Consider the following 18,742-nt stretch of genomic DNA (forward strand, 5'->3'; position numbering starts at 1 on the left):
GGTGTGCGCCTGACCGGTGTGGCGTTGCGTGATGCGCCAATCCAGACCGTGTCCACCGTGGGCACGCTGACCTTCAAGTTGCCCAAAGCCTGGATCACTGAAAACAAGGCACGTACGGTCAACCTGACTTACACCTATAAAGTGGGCGGTGTCGGGAATCTGATCACTTCATCTCCCTTGCCGATCAAGGTGACAGGTGTTGCCGCTCCGGGCGACGGCCCACGGGTTGCAAATGAGTTGAACGTACAATATTCGACGACAAGTAATAGCTGTCCGAGCAATTCCAGTCTGGGAGCATGGTACTGCGCCGGGGTACTGATTCGCACAGTTGATGATTCGACGGCATTTCATGCCTGGAACCCTAGTCCGGGCGCCGAAAAACTAGGCGGGGTGTCATTCAGCTACATGAAGACGGGTATTGGCATGAATCAACTGCAAGGTAGTCGAACCCAGGGTTTTGTTCTGGAAACGGGGCAGAACTTTACCGTCAATGGGGGCTACCCGCTTCAAGTCCTGTGTTCATACCCCTACGATGGGGGCACTTTGATTCGTAGTGCAGCCGGCTGCGGGGCTGCGAGCAATTTCCCGAGCAGCAGTGTTCCATGTGCTGCTCAAGGCCTCACGACACTGACGACCTGGCGTGCGCACTTCCGGCAGTATCCAGCCAGCAGCACCAACCGCTATCACCATCAATGCAGTTTCGGTGTGGATAGGGCGGGGTTCGCACTCAGTTTACTTTCGCGGGAAAATCCAGCGGGTGAACTGGCTTCGTGGCGACAAAACGAGGTGATGATTAAGACCTGGCCGCAGAACATTTCGAATCTGCCGATCAAGGCGTTCATCTACTTCAATACTGCGAGCCGGGCGGTCGGTGTGGAAGGAGCGAAGAATATTCAGCGGGACTTCTTGAAAACGACAGGTAGACGTATTCCTGTCATTAAAGTCTCGCCCCATGCAGCGAACATCTTCAGTTACTCCGATGCCGATCAAGGGATCTAGGACAAAAAATCGGGCGCCATATCCGTCGCGGGACAGATATGGCGCCGGGTTGTTCAGGCGGTTTTCCAGGTGATCTCTTCTTCACCATCAGCGCTGATGCGCATCCAGCGATCCGCCGTTTCCTCGCCTTCTTCCTCGACCCACGTCCCCGGTGCACAACGCACTTCGACGTTCAGCGCAGCAAACGCGGCGCGGGCGCAGGCGATGTCGTCGTCCCATGGGGTCGCATCGCTTTCCAGGTACAGGCTGTTCCACTTGCCCACGGCTTTGGGCAGCCAGGTCACCGGGATGTTGCCGGCCTTGCACTTGTAGGTCTGGCCTTTCTGTACCCAGTCGCTGCACGGGCCCAACGCTTCACCGAGCCAGGCGGAAATGGCTTTGTGGTCGACGTCGGCGTCTTTCAGGTAAATCTCGATATCCGGTTGGCGCATGGATGTCCTCACTGCGGGTCTGAAAAATCCATTCGCGGATTTAGCCGGCCCCGGGCACTTGCCCGAGACCAAAAGTTATTGAAGAACGAAATAATCGTAGCGCATCGACACGGTGGTCACGAACGGCTCGGCCTGTTCGATCACCGCCGTGCGGCGTTCGGCACTGGCGCGCCAGCCGTGGGGTGTCATCGCCAGGAGGTTGGCGCGATCCTCGGGTTTGTCCAGCGTCAGCTTGAACTCCAACGTCTCACTGTGTGCCAGTGCCATGCCTGACGGCACCAAGGCCAGATGCTTGTCGTCGGTGTATTCGCGAACCTCGTCGTAAAGACGTTCGCGCAGTTCCATCAGATGGCCGCTGGTCGGGCCGACTTTCATCAGGCCGCCACCGACGCTGAGCAGGCGCTTGGCCTCTTCCCAGTCCAGCGGACTGAAAACACTGGCGAGAAACTGGCAACTGCCCGCCGCCAATGGCACGCGGGCCATGCTGGCGATCAACCAGGTCAGTTGCGGATTGCGTTTGCACGCGCGTTTGACCGCTTCGCGAGAGATGTCCAGCGCGTAGCCATCGGCATCCGGCAGGGCTTCGGCGATTTGCGCGGTGTAGTAACCCTCGCCACAACCGATATCGACCCAGCGCGCCGGTGCGTAACTCGCTGCCAGCTCGGCCAGACGCTTGGCCACCGGCGCGTAATGCCCGGCGTTCAAGAAGTCGCGGCGCGCCTCGACCATCGCCTGATTGTCGCCAGGGTCGCGGCTGTTTTTGTGCTGCACCGGCAACAGGTTCAAGTAACCCTGGCGCGCACGGTCGAAGCGATGCCCGGCGGGGCAAACCACGCCGTTGTCTACCGCGTTCAGCGGCTCACTGCAGATTGGGCATGCCAGCATCAGGCGAGCAACTTGATCAGGGTCTGGTAGTAGATCTCGGTCAGCACGTCGAGATCGGCGGCCAGTACGCGCTCGTTGACCTGGTGAATGGTTGCGTTGACCGGGCCCAGCTCAACGACTTGGGTGCCCATGGTCGCGATGAAACGGCCATCGGACGTGCCGCCGCTGGTGGACGCCTTGGTCTCGCGGCCGGTGATGTCCTTGATGCTCGACGACACCGCGTCGAGCAGCGCGCCCGGCTCGGTGAGGAACGGCAGGCCGGACAGCGCCCAGTCGATGTGCCAGTCCAGATCATGCTTGTCGAGGATGTCGGCCACGCGCTTTTGCAGGCCTTCAACGGTCGATTCGGTGGAGAAGCGGAAATTGAACACCGCCACCAGATCGCCCGGAATCACGTTGGTCGCGCCGGTGCCGGAGTTGACGTTGGAAATCTGGAAACTGGTCGGCGGGAAGAAGTCGTTGCCGTGGTCCCAATGCTCGGCGGCCAGTTCAGCCAGGGCCGGCGCCGCGAGGTGAATCGGGTTCTTCGCCAGATGCGGGTAGGCGACGTGGCCCTGAATGCCTTTGATGGTGAGTTTGGCGCCAAGCGAGCCGCGACGGCCGTTTTTCACCACGTCGCCCACCAGTGTGGTGCTCGACGGTTCGCCGACGATGCACCAGTCCAGACGCTCTTTGCGCGCCGCCAGACGCTCAATCACAGCCTTGGTGCCGTGGTGCGCCGGGCCTTCTTCGTCGCTGGTGATCAGAAACGCGACCTTGCCCTTGTGATTCGGGTAATCGGCAACGAAACGCTCAGCGGCCACGGTCATCGACGCCAGGCTGCCTTTCATGTCTGCCGCGCCACGGCCGCAGAGCATGCCGTGTTCATCGATCACCGCATTGAACGGATCGATCTGCCAGGCGGTCACCGGGCCGGTCGGCACCACGTCGGTGTGACCGGCGAAGCACAGCACCGGGCCGTCGTTGTTGCCGTGGATGGCCCAGAAGTTATCCACATCTTCGATGCGCATCGGCTCCAGCGTGAAACCGGCATCGCCCAGGCGCTGCATCATCTGCTTCTGGCAATCGGCGTCGACCGGCGTCACGGACGGACGGCGGATCAGGTCGATGGCGAGTTGGAGGGTCGGCGAAAGGTCGGCGTGGGCCGTCATGGAGAACTCCGAAGATCATGAATGTGGGCGCGGACTAAATGTGGGAGCGGGCTTGCTCGCGAATGCATTGTGCCAGTCAACATCAACTTTTAATGACACACCGCATTCGCGAGCAAGCCCGCTCCCACAGGGATACAGTCCGGTCAGTCAGACCGCGTATCACGCCAAGCCCCGCAAAATGGCGGTTATCTTAAAGCAAAACGGCGACCATTGGCCGCCGTTTAGTGCATCGATGAGTATTTAGACGACCGGTGCCGGCTCAGGCGTCGCGGCAGGTTTTGGCAGTGACGACAGGAACGCCATGATCAGCGCCGCCAGATACGGCAGCGACTGCACCAGTAGCATCGCCACCCAGAAGCGCATGTCGTTGCTCGGAATGCCTTGCACCAGGAAGATCCCCAGCGCCGCGCCCCACAACAGCAGCATGATGAACAATTCTTCCCGTGCTTCGGAAATCGCCACCCAGAAGCCGTGGTTGTCGGCGTTTTTCGGCGTGCGGAAGAACGGAATGCTGCTGGTGAAGAAGCCGTACAGCACCGCTTTGGCGATGGTGTGCGACAACGCCAGCCCGGCCAGTGCCGCACAGAACGCATCCTTGAGGTTCACGCCCACCGCGCGGCGATACAGGAAGATGATCTTGCCGACCTTGAACACGAACAGCGCCAGCGGCGGGATTGCGAAAATCAGCAGCGGCGGGTCGACCCGTTGCGGCACGATGATCATCGCCGCCGACCACAACAAAGCGCCGATGGTGAAGAAAATGTTCATCCCGTCCGCGACCCACGGCAACCAGCCCGCGAGGAAGTGGTAGCGCTGGCCGCGAGTCAGTTCGGTGTCCTGGCCGCGCAGCAGACTGCGGGTATGGCGCTTGATGATCTGGATGGCGCCATAGGCCCAGCGGAAACGCTGCTTCTTGAAGTCGATGAAGGTGTCCGGCATCAGACCTTTGCCGTAGCTGTCGTGGTAATACGCCGCCGACAGGCCTTTTTCGAACACACGCAGACCCAGTTCGGCGTCTTCACAGATGCACCAGTCGGCCCAGCCCAGTTCTTCCAGAACCGAGCGACGGGTCATGGTCATGGTGCCATGCTGGATGATCGCGTCACGGTCATTACGGGTGACCATGCCGATGTGGAAAAAACCTTTGTACTCGGCGTAGCAGAGTTTCTTGAAGGTGCTTTCGTTCTGGTCGCGATAATCCTGCGGCGACTGCACCACGGCGATTTTCGGATCGGCGAAGTGCGGCACCATGTGCTTGAGCCAGTCAGGGTGCACGCAGTAATCGGAGTCGATCACGGCGATCACTTCGGCGTCCTTGGCGGTGTGCGGGATCAGGTAGTTCAGCGCGCCGCCCTTGAAACCTGCCAACGGCGCTACATGGAAGAACTTGAAGCGCGGGCCGAGGGTTGCGCAGTAGTCGCGCACCGGTTCCCACACCGCCGGGTCCTTGGTGTTGTTGTCGATGATCAGGACTTCGAAGTCCGGATAGTCGAGGTTGGCCAAGGCGTTGAGGGTCTGTTTGACCATCTCCGGCGGCTCGTTGTAGCAGGGCACATGGATCGACACTTTAGGTCGGTAGTCCGAATCGCCGATCACCGGCAGGAATTCTCGTCGGCGCTTGTGAGTCCACACCGCTTCGGCCAGTTCATGTGCCTCGGTGAGCAACACGATGAACACCCCGAGCGCACCCAGCGCCAGGAGGAAACCCACCGTCAGGCTGAACCAGGTGCTGTATTGCTGGCTGTAGTCGTAACCGATCCACACCAGAACCGAACCGCAGAGGAACGCGATAAAGGTCAGGAAGGTACGGCCACGCTGGCGCAGGGCCGAGCCGTCGATCATCAGCAGCGTCAGCGAGAGCAGCGCCAGCACCACCGAACCGATGGCCAGCACGCGCCATTGCGGAATCGCCACCACTGGGCCTTCAAAGTTGAATTTTTGCTGACGCGCCGCGTTGAACACGCCCCAGTACGCGCCGACCGACCCCTCGTCACTGGCCTTCCACGGCTGATCAAAGGCTTCGATCACGAAGTAGTTGAAGCCCTGGCGGTTGAGTTTGTTGACCAGCGTGCGCAGGTAGATCGCCTGATCCGCCGGCGACGCGTCGGCGCCACCGCGCATGCGGCCGTTGCTCGGCCAGCCCACTTCGGACAGCAGCAGCGGTTTTTTCGGGAACATCTTTTTCAGGTCGCGGGCACGGTCGAAAACGAACTGTCCGGCCTTGTCGACGGGGATGAATTCCCAGTACGGCAGCACGTGCGCGGCGATCAGGTCAACGTGCTTGGCCAGTTCCGGGTGTTCTTCCCAAACGTGCCATTGCTCGGAGGTGGTCACCGGCACTTTCACGGCTGCGCGTACGCGATCAAGCAACACGCTCAGTTGCTCGGCAGTGATTTCCTTGCGGAAAATCGCCTCGTTACCGACCACCACCCGAACCACGCTGCGCGAAGTGTTGGCCAGTTCGATTGCGCGAGTGATCTCCCGCTCGTTACGTTCCTGATCGGGGCTTATCCATATCCCGAGGGTCACGCGTAAACCGAATTCTTCAGCCAGTTTCGGGATGTCTTGCAGGGAGCCGTCGACCGAGTAGATGCGGATGTTGTCCGTCAGCTTGCTCATGATCTCCAGGTCGCGGCGCATCTCCTCATCAGACGGATACTGATCCTTCTGTGGGTATTGTCCCTGCTGAAATGGCGAGTAAGAGAAACCGGCGATCTGCTCCGGCCAGTTCGGTGCAGAAACCGGGCGATTGATCAGCGCCCAGAAACCGGTGAACAGGGCGGCGATTGCCAGAACCACCACCAGGTTGAGTCCAAATTTACGCGATGACATAGCTGTTTCGGGTTCCAAAGGCTGTGGAACGGAGGATCGGTCGGCTGTACGCCAGAGGGGCGCGCATCCTACACCGGCAGTTCGCCAGTCGTACATCGGACAGGGAAATGACTGACATTGGGCAACCGGCGTTGACTTAAGTTCTTACACTTGTAGCTTGAAGCTTAAAACTTGTCGCTGCGTAGCCCTATAATGCGCGCCGGTTTTTGGGGTAATGGTCATGAGTACAGAAGATCCACGGTTTGCAGGCATCGCCCGTTTGTATGGCATCGAAGGCCTGGAGCGTCTGCGGGCCGCCCATGTGGCGATCGTCGGCGTCGGCGGCGTCGGTTCCTGGGCGGCGGAAGCCATGGCCCGTTGCGGCGTGGGTGAAATCTCGCTGTTCGACCTGGACGACGTCTGCGTCAGCAACGCCAACCGGCAGTTGCATGCGCTGGACAGCACCGTCGGCAAACCCAAAGTCGAGGTCATGGCCGAGCGCCTGCGCGGGATCAATCCCGACTGCACGGTGCACGCGGTGGCGGATTTCGTCACCCGTGACACGATGGCCGAATACATCACGCCAAACATCGACTGCGTGATCGACTGCATCGACGCGGTCAACGCCAAGGCTGCGTTGATCGCCTGGTGCAAACGCCGCAAGATCCAGATCATCACCACGGGCGGTGCGGGCGGGCAGATTGACCCGACGCTGATTCAGGTCTGCGACCTGAACCGCACGTTCAATGATCCGTTGGCCTCGAAAGTGCGCTCTACGTTGCGCCGCGATTACGGTTTTTCGCGCACCGTGACCCGTCACTACAGCGTGCCGTGCGTGTTCTCCACCGAACAACTGCGCTATCCGAAGCCTGACGGCAGCATTTGTTTGCAGAAGAGCTTTGTCGGCGACGGCGTCAAACTGGACTGTGCCGGTGGATTTGGCGCGGTGATGATGGTGACGGCGACGTTTGGCATGGTCGCGGCGACCAAGGCTGTGGACAAGCTTGTGGCGGGTGTTCGGCGCCCGGCTGACCGAGTCAAACCTCAGGTTTGATGCAGGGGCTGATGGCCCCTTCGCGAGCAAGCCCGCATTGGGATGCGTTCCCCTGTGGGGGCAAACTTGCTCGCGAAGGCGATCAAACAGCCAGCGCATTCATCCGCTTGAGCACGGCATTCAAGCCGTTACTGCGCGACGGTGAAAGCTGGCGCGAAAGCCCCAACTGGCTGAACCAGTCCGGCAAATCCACCTGCTGCAATTCATCAGCAGTCAACCCGTTGACCCGCACCAGCAGCAACGCCACCAACCCGCGAATCATCCGCGCATCGCTGCTGGCGCTGAATTGCCAGTAACCGTCCTGCAGTTTGCCCACCAGCCACACTTGGCTTTCACAACCATGCACCCGGTTGGCATCGTTTTTATCCGCATCGCCCAGCGGCGGCAGACGATCACCGAACTGCATCAGCAACCGCGCCCGCTGTTCCCAACCGGCAGCATTCTGAAAGGTTTGCAGCGCTTGCGCGGCGGCGATCGGCAGGCTCATCGCAACAATTCCAACGCCTGATCCAGCGCTTCAAAAAAGCGCTCCAGATCTTCGGAGTCGTTGTACAGCGCCAGCGATACGCGAATCGCCCCAGCGAGCTCGAAGCTTTTGAGCAGTGGCATGGCGCAGTGATGCCCGGCGCGCACGGCAATGCCTTGCTCGGTGAGCAAGTGCGCCAGATCGGCGTTGTGCACGCCTTCGACGACAAAACTGGCCAGCGCCAGTTGCGGCGAGCCCAGCACGCGAATGCCGTTGCGAGCGGCGAGGCCGCACAGCAGATAATCATGCAGCGCCGCTTCGTGAGCAGACACCGCGTCCTGATCCAGCCCAGCCAGATAATCGAGGGTCGCCCCGAGGCCGATCACACTGGCAATCGGCGGCGTGCCCGCCTCGAAACCCAGGGGCGCCGGGCGGAAGCGCGCGTCGTGATAATTGGCTTCCAGCACCATTTCGCCGCCGAACTGCCACGGCTTCAGGTGTTCAAGCGCCTTGTTGCGCCCGAACAACACGCCGAGGCCATCAGGGCCATACAGCTTGTGGCTGGAAAACACATAGAAGTCGCAACCGAGGGCCTGCACGTCCTGCCGACCATGTACCACGCCCTGGGCGCCATCGACCACGGTCAGGGCGTTTTGCGCCTTGGCCATGGCCAGCAACGCGGGCAGTGGTTGCCAGGCGCCGAGCACGTTGGACAACTGACTGACCGCCAGCAATCGGGTGCGCGGGGTGATCAAACGCACCGCCGCCGCGAGGTCGATCAAACCGTCGTCATCCAGCGGCAGGATCACCAGTTTCAGATCGCGACGTTGCGCCAGTTGCTGCCACGGCAGCAGGTTGGCGTGATGCTCCAGGGCGCTGATGACTATTTCATCGCCCGGATGGAAAAGATGTTCCAGGCCATACGCCAGGAGATTCAGCGCACTGGTGGCGCCGTGGGTGAAGATGATCTGCCCGCTGTCCCCGGCATTGAGCCACTGGGCAACCTTGAGGCGACTGTCTTCGAACGCTTGCGTGGCATGGGCGCCGGGCAAGTGCTGCGCACGGTGCACATTCGCTGCACCGTTGGCGTAGTAATGCGCCAATGCGTGGAGCAGGGCCTGGGGTTTTTGCGTGGTGGCGGCGTTGTCCAGGTAAGTCTGGTCTTGCCGTTGCAGTGCGGCGATGGCCGGGAAGTCGGCGCGCCACGGGGAGGGAATCATCATCTGTTCAGCCCTGTGAATTTGGGCGGGGTTTACGCCAGACCCTGCGGGAGCGGGCTTGCTCGCGAAAGCGTAGTGTCATTCAGCACTGCTGTTGAGTGACAGGACGCTTTCGCGAGCAAGCCCGCTCCCACAGGGGATCGGGTGGCTGCTTAGTTGTGAGCGTGCAGCGCTTCGTTCAGTTCGATGGCCGACTTGTGGGTTTTGCACTCCACGGCACCGGTTTGCGAGTTGCGACGGAACAGCAGGTCAGTCTGACCGGCCAGCTCGCGGGCCTTCACCACCTTGACCAGATTGTTGTGCTCGTCCAGCAGCGCCACCTTGGTGCCGGCGGTCACGTACAGGCCCGACTCGACGGTGTTGCGGTCGCCCAACGGAATACCGATACCGGCGTTGGCGCCGATCAGGCAGCCTTCACCCACCTTGATTACGATGTTGCCGCCGCCCGACAGGGTGCCCATGGTCGAGCAACCGCCACCCAGATCCGAACCCTTGCCGACGAAGACGCCAGCGGATACACGGCCTTCGATCATGCCCGGGCCTTCGGTGCCGGCATTGAAGTTGATGAAACCTTCATGCATGACGGTGGTGCCTTCGCCCACATAGGCGCCCAGACGCAGGCGCGAGGCATCAGCGATACGTACGCCGGCCGGAACGACGTAGTCGGTCATTTTCGGGAATTTGTCCACCGAGAACACTTCCAGCAACTCGCCACGCAGACGGGCTTCGAGTTGCATTTCGGCCAGTTCGCTCTGGTCGATCGCCCCCTGGCTGGTCCAGGCAACGTTTGGCAGCAGCGGGAAGATCCCGGCCAGGCTCACACCGTGCGGCTTGACCAAGCGGTGGGACAGCAGGTGCAGCTTGAGGTAAGCCTCTGGCGTCGACGTCAGTTGTGTATCTTCGGCCAGTACGGTGGCGACCAGCGGCTTGTGGCTCTCGGCCAGACGGGTCAGCAGTTTGCCTTGAACGGCGTCGATGCCTTTGACCGCTTCAGCCAGTTGCGCAGCCTGCGCGGTGGTGAAGGTGATGGCCTGGTTGCCTTGGGTGTAACCGAGGATCGGCGCAACAGCCGCGACCAGTTCTGCCGACGGGTTGAGCAGTGGCTGTGCGTAGAACACTTCCAGCCATGCGCCTTGACGGTTTTGTGTGCCGACGCCGAAGGCGATGCTGAACAGGGAGTTGGACATGTGAATACCTCTAGCAATAAGTGACGGGCTGCTTTACTTGAGTGCGGCCGCGTAGATATCTGGCTTGAAGCCAATCAGGGTTCGGTCACCGAGATCGAGCACCGGGCGCTTGATCATCGAGGGTTGAGCGAGCATCAGTTCGATGGCTTTCGATTGGTCGAGATCGGCTTTGCGTTCGTCGTCGAGTTTGCGAAAGGTCGTGCCTGCGCGGTTCAACACCGTTTGCCAGCCGTGCTCGTCACACCATTGGGTCAGGTGTTCACGGTCGATACCGGCGGTTTTGTAATCATGGAAGTCGTAGCTGACAGCGTGTTCATCGAGCCAGGTGCGCGCCTTTTTCATGGTGTCGCAGGCTTTGATGCCGAAAAGGTGCAACGTTTTACTTGAAACGGTCAAGGAATCGCCCCCTTTACAGGTGCTGGAAAAAAATGGTCCGGGATTATGCCATGCCCCTTCGGGTAAAGCGCAAAACCTGTGGGCGCGAGTTGGCGAGACTGCGACGTAGGTGCAACGGTCACGCGCATCCTAAGCGGCTAATATGGCAGTTCAACGCTGTCGATCTCCTGAGATTTGTGCTTTATGCAAACTGCCTACACCGTCCTGATCCTGCTGATGCTGGTCAGCGTCTCGCGTTTGCTCGGACGGGTCATCCCGTTGCCATTGCCTCTGGTGCAAATCGCCGCCGGTGCCTTGCTGGCCTGGCCGACGCTGGGTCTGCATGTGGCGCTCGACCCGGAGCTGTTCCTGTTTCTGTTCCTGCCGCCGCTGCTGTTTTCCGACGGCTGGCGCATGCCCAAACGCGAGCTCTGGCATCTGCGGGGGCCCATCCTGACGCTGGCGGTGGGGTTGGTGCTGTTCACCGTGGTCGGCGCCGGGTACTTCATTCATTGGTTGCTGCCGACGATTGCGTTGCCCGTGGCTTTTGCTCTGGCAGCCGTGTTGTCGCCAACCGACGCCGTGGCCGTCTCGGCTATTTCGCAGAACCGCCTGCCGACGCCGCTGATGCACATGCTTCAAGGCGAGGCACTGATGAATGATGCGTCGGGCCTGGTGACGTTCAAGTTCGCCTTGGCGGCAGCCGTCACCGGAGTGTTCTCGCTTGCCAATGCGAGCCTGGACTTTGTCGTGGTGGCAATCGGCGGGCTGGCCGTTGGCGTGGCATTGAGCTGGTTGGTCGGGCGCGGGCGCGCCTGGATGATCGCCCGTGGCTGGGATGATCCGGCCACCCATGTGGTGTTCATGTTGTTGCTGCCGTTCGCCGCGTACGTTTTGGCTGAGCGCCTGGGTGTGTCGGGCATTCTTTCGGCGGTGGCGGCGGGGATGATGCAGAGCTGGCTCGACCTGCTGCCGCGCCAGACCAGCACCCGACTGCTCAATCGCAGCGTCTGGTCGCTGCTGGAGTTTGCCTTCAACGGCCTGATCTTTCTGCTATTGGGCTTGCAGTTGCCGGACATTATCAAGGCGGTGGTCAGCCATGAGCCGACGCTGTGGCCAACGTTGTTTTATCGCTGCCTCGATGTGGTGGCGATTTTCCTGGCGTTGGTGCTGCTGCGGTTTATCTGGGTGCAAAGCATCTGGCGGTTGTCCGTGCTGCTGCGGCGTTTGCGTGGCAAAGGTGAGCTGACACAAGTGCCCACCGCCCGTTCCTGCTGGTTGTTGACCGTCGGCGGTGTGCGAGGGGCGGTGACACTGGCGGGCGTGATGTCGGTACCGATGTTGATAGGGGCGCACGCATTTCCTGAGCGTGATCTGCTGATCTTCATCGCTGCCGGCGTGATCCTGCTGTCGTTGATATCGGCCTGCATTGTGCTGCCGCTGTTGCTGCATGGAATCCAGAAGAGTCCAGACGACAAACGCCGTCAGGAAGTCCGCGATGCCTGGCGCCAAACCGCTGAAGCGGCCATTCATGCGCTTGAAACCGAAGAGTTCCCCCCGCAGGACGCTGCACAAGCGGCGTTGGCGGCAGAGCTCAAGGCCCGGATCATGTCCGAATATCGCCATCAACTGGACGTGTTCAATGATTCCGCCGAAGCGCAGGCGCTGGCGTTCCAGATGGATCTGCTGGAACGTCATTTGCGTGTGAAGGCACTGCGGGCGCAGCGCCTTGAGCTCTATAGCCTGAGTCGCCATCACCGGATCGGCGATGACGTGCTCAGGGAAGTGCTGGCTGACCTGGACTTGAGCGAGGCGAATCTGGGAAAGATCAAATAGGCAGTTGGCGATAGTTGATGGGGGGGTAGGTCTGACTTGCAAACAACTTGTCGCCTTCGCTGAGTGTTGTATTTATTTTTGTCTGCCAATTCGACAAGGTCATGAAGTCTGGTATGTGGTAGTGCATGACGGAGTCTTTATCGTACTTGCCAAAAGACAGTGTTTGGGTCGGGTCAACATCAAAGAGATTAAGGTTGACTCGTGCTTTGGTCCAGCCGAAGTTGGTTTTGAAGAAGTTATAAACTACCGGTTTGTTCCACGGAATATTGGCCTGGGGGTGCAGGTGCGCATGATGAAAGCCCAAAGCATGACCAAACTCATGAAGCAGTGTGCGCTCAAAATCAAAGTGGTCCGGTTCTACTCCGATGCACAGGGTCGGAAGGTCAGCGTGGATGTTGAGTGCTTCTGTCCCCATGGTCGAGTAGCTATCCTTGCCGCCCACAGCGATGCGAATTTCCCCCTTGTCATCCGCCACGATTTCAAAGGCCAGACTGACGTAAGGCTCCCATTGGCGAATGATCCTTTCGATTCGGTCTCTCAGGTCAACAGGAACATCGTGGGCGAAAGAGATTTTAAGGGTGCTGGCGTTTTCCCAGAAATAGTTGGCATAAGCAACTGAGCGCTTGTGACGTCCTTGAGACAACGGTTGTACCCGGTCTTCGGTATGTTCTTCATTGATCGAGTCAGTGCAGTTGTTTTTATTCTGCAGCTTCAGTTCTACATAGTGGAATATTTGCATGATTAACATCCGTGTTGGTTGTGAATGTCTGTCCTGATCCATTGGACAAACCTGTTTAAGCGGATGCGAAGATAATCTGGTTGGGCGTTCTTTGGGGGCAGATGTTGTAACTTTATGCTGGATCCACGTTCCGCTATTGCATTTTTTTTCAGGGTTTGGAGTATTGGCGCACAGGGATAACTCAGGGCGGCCGGACAGGAGACTGTTGATGGGGTGAATGTGTAACTTTTAATCAGGCCGTTGCGCCAGGTTGCCTGGCGCAAGACTTCGGAAGTTACTGCTTGCGAGTAATAAAAGCGCGAATCCGCTCAGCCGCTTCAACGCATTCTGCCAAGGGGGCTACCAGCGCCATGCGCACGCGGCCAGCCCCAGGGTTGACGCCATCCACTTCCCGGGAGAGATAGGAGCCCGGCACCACAGTCACATGTTCTTCGGCAAACAGGTCACGGCAAAACGCCGCGTCATCACCTTGCACATTCGGCCACAGATAGAAGCTGCCATCCGGGCGCTGCACATCCAGCACCGGGCTGAGGATCTCCAATACGGCATCGAATTTCTCGCGGTACAGCGCACGGTTGGCACGTACATGCACTTCGTCATTCCACGCGGCAACGCTGGCCAGTTGGGTTTGTACCGGCATCGCACAACCGTGGTAGGTGCGATACAGCAGGAAGCCTTTGAGAATGTCGGCATCGCCGGCGACGAAACCGGAGCGCAGCCCCGGCAGGTTGGAGCGCTTGGACAGGCTGTGGAAGACCACGCAGCGTTTGAAGTCCTTGCGGCCCAGTTCTACGCAAGCAGTGAGCAAGCCCGGCGGGGGCGTCTGTTCGTCGAAGTACAACTCGCTGTAGCACTCATCGGCGGCGATCACGAAATCGTATTCGTCGGCCAGGGCGATGAGTTTTTTCAGGGTCTCGACCGGGATCAGCGCACCCGTCGGGTTACCCGGCGAGCACAGGAACAGGATCTGGCAGCGCCTCCAGATGTCCGGCGAGACGGCATCGAAGTCGGGGTTGAAACCGTTCTCGTCCAGGCACGGCAGGTAATGCGGCTTGGCACCGGCGAGGAAGGCGGCGCCTTCGTAGATCTGATAGAACGGGTTCGGGCTGACCACCAGTGCGTCGTCACCCCGGTTGACCACGGTTTGGGTGAAGGCAAACAGCGCCTCACGGGTTCCGTTGACCGGCAGCACGTTGCGCGCCGGGTCGATCCAGCCGGTGGGCACGCCGAAGCGGCGCTCGCACCAGCCGGCAATGGCTTCGCGCAGCGCCGCAATGCCGAGCGTGGTCGGGTACACCGCCATCTGATCCAGATTATTGGCCAACGCCTCGGCGACGAAGCTTGGCGAGCGATGCTTCGGTTCACCGATGGACAGCGCGATCGGGCGCTTGTCCGGATTCGGCGTGACGGTGCCGAGCAGGGCGCGCAGCTTTTCGAAAGGGTAGGGCTGGAGCTGGTTCAGAGCGTTGTTCATTCGTGCAGGGTCTCAATGCAAAGCAGATTAATCCGGGCGCGCAGTCAGATGCTGATGCGCGACAGTTTGATATCGGGTTCCTGATTGACGCTCAGATGTTCGATGATCGCATCCTGCAAACGGCTGCACAGCAGCGGATCGGATAACGGCTGATTGTGCGCGTCGGTGATGAAGAACACGTCTTCCACCCGTTCGCCCAGCGTGGCGATCTTGGCGTTCTGCAGTGACAGGTCGAACTCGAGGAATATCCCGCCAACGCGCGCCAGCAGTCCTGGCCGGTCGGGCGCGGTGAGCTCCAGCACTGTCACCGGTCGCTGGGCGTCGTTGTGGATCGTCACCTGCGGCGCAAAGGCAAAGTGCTTGAGCTGGCGTGGTACCCGGCGCTGGATGATCGTCGGGTAGTCGTCCGGGTTGCGCAAGGCTTCGGTCAGGCCTTCGCGGATCTGCTTGACCCGGGCCGGGTTGTCGCCGATCGAGTCGCCATCGGTGTCGAGCACGATGTAGGTGTCGAGGGTGAACTGGCTGCTCGAGGTGATGACCCGGGCATCATGAATGTTCAGGTTGAGCTGGTCCATCGCCGCCACGGTCACGGCAAAGAAATCGTGCTGATCGGGTGCATAGATGAAGATCTGCGTACCGCCCTCGAACTCGCGTTGGGTGGTTTCCTTGATCAGCACCAGTGGGCCACCATCGGTGGGCTGCTGGAGAATTGCATCGCTGTGCCAGGCCACATCGCCTGCTGTGTGACGCAGGAAGTAGTCATCGCCCAACTGCGCCCACAATTGCTCGACATCGTCCGGATCGGTGCCGCCGCGCACCAGGATGTCCAGGGCCGCGCTCTGGGTCTGGCGGATCTGCTCTTCGCGATCCACCGGGTTCTCGAGGCCTCGGCGCAGGGCGCGTTTGGTCTCGGTGTAGAGTTGGCGCAGCAGGCTCGCGCGCCATGAATTCCAGAGTGTCGGATTGGTCGCGTTGATATCGGCGACCGTCAGCACATACAGGTAGTCGAGGCGGGTTTCGTCGCCGACGGCCTGAGCGAAGTCGTGGATCACTTGCGGGTCGGACAAGTCTTTACGTTGGGCCGTGGTCGACATCACCAGGTGGTTCTGCACCAGCCAGACGATCAGACGGCTGTCCCATACGGGTAACTGATGACGCTGGCAGAACGCCTCGGCATCGACCGCACCGATTTCCGAGTGATCGCCATGCCGGCCCTTGCCGATGTCGTGGTACAGGCCGGCGAGGTAGATCAGCTCCGGTTTGGGCAGCTTGCCCATGAGCTTGCTGGCCAGCGGGAATTTTTCCGATACCTGGGTGTACTGCAACTTACGCAGGTGTTTGATCAGGTTCAGGGTGTGTGCGTCGACCGTATAGATGTGGAACAGGTCGTGCTGCATCTGCCCGACGATAAAGCCGAACTCCGGCAGGTAGCGCCCGAGAATGCCGTAACGGTTCATCCGCCGCAGGTTTCGGTGGATGCCGACCTTGCACTTGAACAGCTCGATGAACAGGCTGGTATTGCGGATATCGTTGCGGAAGTTGTCGTCGATCAGGTGACGGTACTCGCGCAGCAAGCGAATGGTGTCGGCACGCACGCCTTTGATTTCAGGCTGCTGAGCCATCAACACGAAAATTTCGAGCATGGCGAACGGCGTGCGGCGGAATACATTGTCACTGCGCGCCTCGATATAGCCGTCGTGCAGTTGGAAGCGCGAGTTGATCGGTTGCGGCGGTGCTTCGTCCTCCGGTGCGAGAATGACCTCTTCGAAGTGCTGGATGATCAAGTCGCTGAGCTGGGCGATGCTCATCACTACGCGAAAGTACTGTTGCATGAAGTTTTCGACGGCCTGCTTGGCGTCGTCACCTTCAAAACCCAGTAACCCGGCAATGGTGCGTTGATAATCGAACAGCAGACGGTCTTCAGAGCGTCCGGCCAGCATGTGCAGGGCGTAACGCACCTTCCACAAAAACTCCTGCGAAGAGGCGAGCAAGGCGTTTTCGCTCTCGACCAGGAAGCCTTCGCCGGCCAGCGCGCGCAGGTTGAGAGTGCCGTATTGACGACGGGCAACCCAAAGAATCGTCTGAATGTCCCGCAGTCCGCCGGGCGAGCCTTTGACGTTGGGTTCCAGGTTGTATTCGGTGTCGTTGTACTTGTGGTGGCGAGTCTTCTGTTCGGCGCGCTTGGCCAGAAAGAACTCTTTGGCTGGCCACATGTGCGCGGTACTGGTGACGTCCAGCATGCGCTGGCGCAAACGCTCGGGGCCGCAAATGGTGCGGCTTTCCATCAGGTTGGTGACCACTGTCAGGTCGGCGCGGGCTTCTTCGGCGCATTCATCGACCGAGCGAACGCTCTGACCGACTTCGAGGCCGATGTCCCACAGCAAAGTCAGAAAACGCTCGATGGAATCGCGGAAAACTTCGTGATCGGCGCTGTCCAGCAGGATCAGCAGATCGATGTCCGAGTAAGGGTGCAACTCCCCTCGACCGTAGCCGCCGACCGCGACCAGCGCGATATCGGCGTCTTCACTCCAGTTGAACTGCTCCCAGGCCTTTTGCAGGATGTTGTCGACGAACCAGGCGCGGTCTTCGATCAGCCGGCGGATGTCACGGCCGCAGCGAAAACGTGTGTCGAGCACCTCGCGGGCCTGGCGGATAGCCTTCTTGAACGCCGCTATGGGGCTCGCTTTCAGGGCCAGTTCAGCCTGGAACTGGCCGCGGTCGAAGAGTTCGGGATCCACCTGCGGCATCGATTGGCTTTCCTTCTGTAAAAGGCTGAGAGCGTGCTGGGGATCAGGCCGAAATGCGCGCGATGGTGTCGTCGGCGCGCAGAGTGAAGATCTCGTAGCCAGTGTCGGTTACCAGCAGGGTATGTTCCCACTGTGCCGAGAGCTTGCGGTCCTTGGTGATCGCCGTCCAGCCGTCGCCCAATACTTTGGTGTCGGCCTTGCCCTGATTGATCATCGGCTCGATGGTGAAGGTCATGCCGGCCTTCAGTTCCATGCCGGTGCCGGCGCGGCCGTAGTGGAGGATCTGTGGCTCTTCGTGGAACACCTTGCCGATGCCGTGACCACAGAATTCGCGAACCACCGAGAAACCGTTTTTTTCCGCATGCTTCTGGATGACTTCACCGATGTCACCCAGGCGGCAGCCAGGTTTGACGATCTCGATGGCCTTGTACATGCATTCCTGGGTGATCTGCGAAAGGCGCTCGGCCCAGACCGGTACTTCGCCGACGTGGAACATGCGGCTGGTGTCGCCGTGATAGCCGTCCTTGATCACGGTCACGTCGATGTTCAGGGTGTCGCCGTTTTTCAGCGGTTTGTCGTTCGGGATGCCGTGGCAGACCACATGGTTGATCGAGGTGCAGATCGACTTCGGATAGCCCTTGTAGTTGAGCGGGGCAGGGATGGCCTGCTGCACATTGACGATGTAGTCGTGGCAGATCTGGTTCAATTGATCAGTGGTAATGCCCGGTTTTACATGCTCGGCAATCATTTCCAGCACATCGGCGGCCAGTTTGCCGGCGACACGCATACCAGCGATGTCCTCGGGGGTTTTGAGGTTGACGGTCATACAGGCTCTCTCTGCGCTCGGCGGCGCTTGCTGATACGGGTAGGGTGGCAACTGTTGGTTTTGCGACCCCGAAAAACGCGATTCTAACAGACCAAAGGAGCAATTCCGCGCCGGTGTGCATCGCTTCTCTCTATACAATGGCGGGTGCCGGGCCGATTCCAAGGGGGCTGCGCCCATGTCCTTGGTGTGATTACAGATTTCGGGTTCCGTTTCTGCACACCCTGTGGTATAAAATGCGCCGCTTTCCGGGGATGCCCCGAAAAGCTTAAATCCACACACGTGTCGACACGATGACCTGGGTGCTTTTGGCTTTATGCCACTGGTTGGTCATTGGGATACGTGGAGGCCAAACCCGACTTATTAAGGAACTATCATGTCCCAAGTCAACATGCGCGATATGCTGAAGGCCGGTGTGCACTTCGGTCACCAAACCCGTTACTGGAATCCGAAAATGGGTAAGTACATTTTCGGCGCGCGTAACAAGATTCACATTATGAACCTTGAAAAAACCCTGCCTATGTTCAACGATGCTCTGACTTTC

At 59.7% G+C, this 18,742-nt stretch carries 15 protein-coding genes and 1 pseudogene; 4 read left to right on the plus strand and 12 right to left on the minus strand.

Going from position 1 to position 18,742, the window contains the following annotated elements; all coding sequences use genetic code 11:
* Positions 1–999: pseudogene (locus tag ACIOWA_RS14995) on the plus strand (hypothetical protein); the annotation flags it as partial.
* A gap of 53 nt (positions 1,000–1,052) precedes the next feature.
* On the opposite strand, the gene ACIOWA_RS15000 reads toward ACIOWA_RS14995, so the two are convergent.
* From ACIOWA_RS15000 to ACIOWA_RS15015, 4 genes are all read right to left on the minus strand, one after another.
* Positions 1,053–1,430: a hypothetical protein gene (locus ACIOWA_RS15000; protein ID WP_339430531.1), complete on the minus strand. Its 378-nt coding sequence runs from the start codon at positions 1,428–1,430 to the stop codon at positions 1,053–1,055.
* A 75-nt stretch (positions 1,431–1,505) separates the two neighbouring features.
* Complete coding sequence (locus ACIOWA_RS15005) at positions 1,506–2,315, minus strand: putative RNA methyltransferase (protein ID WP_339430532.1); 810 nt, start codon at positions 2,313–2,315, stop codon at positions 1,506–1,508.
* On the minus strand, positions 2,315–3,466 hold the full coding sequence (dapE, locus tag ACIOWA_RS15010; RefSeq protein ID WP_339430533.1) for a succinyl-diaminopimelate desuccinylase: 1,152 nt from the start codon (positions 3,464–3,466) through the stop codon (positions 2,315–2,317). Before dapE ends, ACIOWA_RS15005 begins: the two co-directional genes overlap by 1 nt.
* Before the next feature lie 240 nt (positions 3,467–3,706).
* Positions 3,707–6,298, minus strand: coding sequence for a glycosyltransferase (locus ACIOWA_RS15015; protein ID WP_401160482.1), 2,592 nt, complete (start codon positions 6,296–6,298; stop codon positions 3,707–3,709).
* A gap of 220 nt (positions 6,299–6,518) precedes the next feature.
* Between ACIOWA_RS15015 and tcdA the strand changes: the two genes are divergently transcribed.
* Positions 6,519–7,331: a tRNA cyclic N6-threonylcarbamoyladenosine(37) synthase TcdA gene (gene tcdA / locus ACIOWA_RS15020; protein WP_401160484.1), complete on the plus strand. Its 813-nt coding sequence runs from the start codon at positions 6,519–6,521 to the stop codon at positions 7,329–7,331.
* A gap of 82 nt (positions 7,332–7,413) precedes the next feature.
* Here the strand turns inward: tcdA and ACIOWA_RS15025 are convergent, their stop codons facing one another.
* The 4 genes from ACIOWA_RS15025 to ACIOWA_RS15040 form a co-directional block, all read right to left on the minus strand.
* Positions 7,414–7,818 carry a SufE family protein gene (locus ACIOWA_RS15025; protein ID WP_339430536.1) on the minus strand — a complete coding sequence of 135 codons (405 nt, stop codon included), beginning with the start codon at positions 7,816–7,818 and terminating at the stop codon, positions 7,414–7,416.
* Positions 7,815–9,020 carry a cysteine desulfurase gene (locus ACIOWA_RS15030; protein ID WP_339430537.1) on the minus strand — a complete coding sequence of 402 codons (1,206 nt, stop codon included), beginning with the start codon at positions 9,018–9,020 and terminating at the stop codon, positions 7,815–7,817. The genes ACIOWA_RS15025 and ACIOWA_RS15030 overlap by 4 nt, the downstream gene beginning before the upstream one ends.
* A 149-nt stretch (positions 9,021–9,169) precedes the next feature.
* Complete coding sequence (gene dapD / locus ACIOWA_RS15035; protein ID WP_339494449.1) at positions 9,170–10,204, minus strand: 2,3,4,5-tetrahydropyridine-2,6-dicarboxylate N-succinyltransferase; 1,035 nt, start codon at positions 10,202–10,204, stop codon at positions 9,170–9,172.
* 33 nt (positions 10,205–10,237) lie between these two features.
* Positions 10,238–10,600: an ArsC family reductase gene (locus ACIOWA_RS15040; protein WP_003222107.1), complete on the minus strand. Its 363-nt coding sequence runs from the start codon at positions 10,598–10,600 to the stop codon at positions 10,238–10,240.
* A gap of 183 nt (positions 10,601–10,783) precedes the next feature.
* Here ACIOWA_RS15040 and ACIOWA_RS15045 point away from each other — a divergent pair, with 183 nt between their 5' ends.
* Complete coding sequence (locus ACIOWA_RS15045) at positions 10,784–12,415, plus strand: Na+/H+ antiporter (RefSeq protein WP_339430539.1); 1,632 nt, start codon at positions 10,784–10,786, stop codon at positions 12,413–12,415.
* Here ACIOWA_RS15045 and ACIOWA_RS15050 read toward each other — a convergent pair.
* The 4 genes from ACIOWA_RS15050 to map all read right to left on the minus strand — a co-directional run bounded on the left by ACIOWA_RS15050 (position 12,408) and on the right by map (position 18,201).
* Positions 12,408–13,154, minus strand: a complete 747-nt coding sequence (locus tag ACIOWA_RS15050) for a M12 family metallopeptidase (protein ID WP_339430540.1) — start codon at positions 13,152–13,154, stop codon at positions 12,408–12,410. The genes ACIOWA_RS15045 and ACIOWA_RS15050 overlap by 8 nt on opposite strands.
* A gap of 274 nt (positions 13,155–13,428) precedes the next feature.
* Entirely contained in the window at positions 13,429–14,628 is a 1,200-nt protein-coding gene (gene dapC / locus ACIOWA_RS15055; RefSeq protein ID WP_339507504.1) for a succinyldiaminopimelate transaminase, read from the minus strand.
* 44 nt (positions 14,629–14,672) lie between these two features.
* A complete protein-coding gene (locus ACIOWA_RS15060; protein WP_401160488.1) occupies positions 14,673–17,375 on the minus strand; it encodes a [protein-PII] uridylyltransferase in 2,703 nt (900 codons plus the stop codon).
* Positions 17,376–17,418: 43 nt separating this feature from the next.
* Positions 17,419–18,201, minus strand: a complete 783-nt coding sequence (gene map, locus ACIOWA_RS15065) for a type I methionyl aminopeptidase (protein ID WP_339430543.1) — start codon at positions 18,199–18,201, stop codon at positions 17,419–17,421.
* Between the two features lie 373 nt (positions 18,202–18,574).
* On the opposite strand from map, the gene rpsB reads away from it, so the two are divergent.
* Positions 18,575–18,742: 30S ribosomal protein S2 (gene rpsB / locus ACIOWA_RS15070; protein WP_401160493.1), on the plus strand; the 168-nt coding region annotated here is incomplete at its 3' end.

This window comes from Pseudomonas sp. NPDC087614, from assembly GCF_044743485.1.
In the GTDB taxonomy this organism is placed as follows: domain Bacteria; phylum Pseudomonadota; class Gammaproteobacteria; order Pseudomonadales; family Pseudomonadaceae; genus Aquipseudomonas; species Aquipseudomonas baetica_A.

Bases quoted from the DNA above. Each gene is read 5' to 3' on its own strand.
- ACIOWA_RS15050 (WP_339430540.1), bottom strand. From the start codon at position 13,154: ATGCAAATATTCCACTATGTAGAACTGAAGCTGCAGAATAAAAACAAC.
- ACIOWA_RS15005 (WP_339430532.1), bottom strand. From the start codon at position 2,315: ATGCTGGCATGCCCAATCTGCAGTGAGCCGCTGAACGCGGTAGACAAC.
- tcdA (WP_401160484.1), top strand. From the start codon at position 6,519: ATGAGTACAGAAGATCCACGGTTTGCAGGCATCGCCCGTTTGTATGGC.
- dapC (WP_339507504.1), bottom strand. From the start codon at position 14,628: ATGAACAACGCTCTGAACCAGCTCCAGCCCTACCCTTTCGAAAAGCTG.
- dapD (WP_339494449.1), bottom strand. From the start codon at position 10,204: ATGTCCAACTCCCTGTTCAGCATCGCCTTCGGCGTCGGCACACAAAAC.
- ACIOWA_RS15000 (WP_339430531.1), bottom strand. From the start codon at position 1,430: ATGCGCCAACCGGATATCGAGATTTACCTGAAAGACGCCGACGTCGAC.
- ACIOWA_RS15045 (WP_339430539.1), top strand. From the start codon at position 10,784: ATGCAAACTGCCTACACCGTCCTGATCCTGCTGATGCTGGTCAGCGTC.
- ACIOWA_RS15015 (WP_401160482.1), bottom strand. From the start codon at position 6,298: ATGTCATCGCGTAAATTTGGACTCAACCTGGTGGTGGTTCTGGCAATC.
- ACIOWA_RS15060 (WP_401160488.1), bottom strand. From the start codon at position 17,375: ATGCCGCAGGTGGATCCCGAACTCTTCGACCGCGGCCAGTTCCAGGCT.
- map (WP_339430543.1), bottom strand. From the start codon at position 18,201: ATGACCGTCAACCTCAAAACCCCCGAGGACATCGCTGGTATGCGTGTC.
- dapE (WP_339430533.1), bottom strand. From the start codon at position 3,466: ATGACGGCCCACGCCGACCTTTCGCCGACCCTCCAACTCGCCATCGAC.
- ACIOWA_RS15025 (WP_339430536.1), bottom strand. From the start codon at position 7,818: ATGAGCCTGCCGATCGCCGCCGCGCAAGCGCTGCAAACCTTTCAGAAT.
- ACIOWA_RS15030 (WP_339430537.1), bottom strand. From the start codon at position 9,020: ATGATGATTCCCTCCCCGTGGCGCGCCGACTTCCCGGCCATCGCCGCA.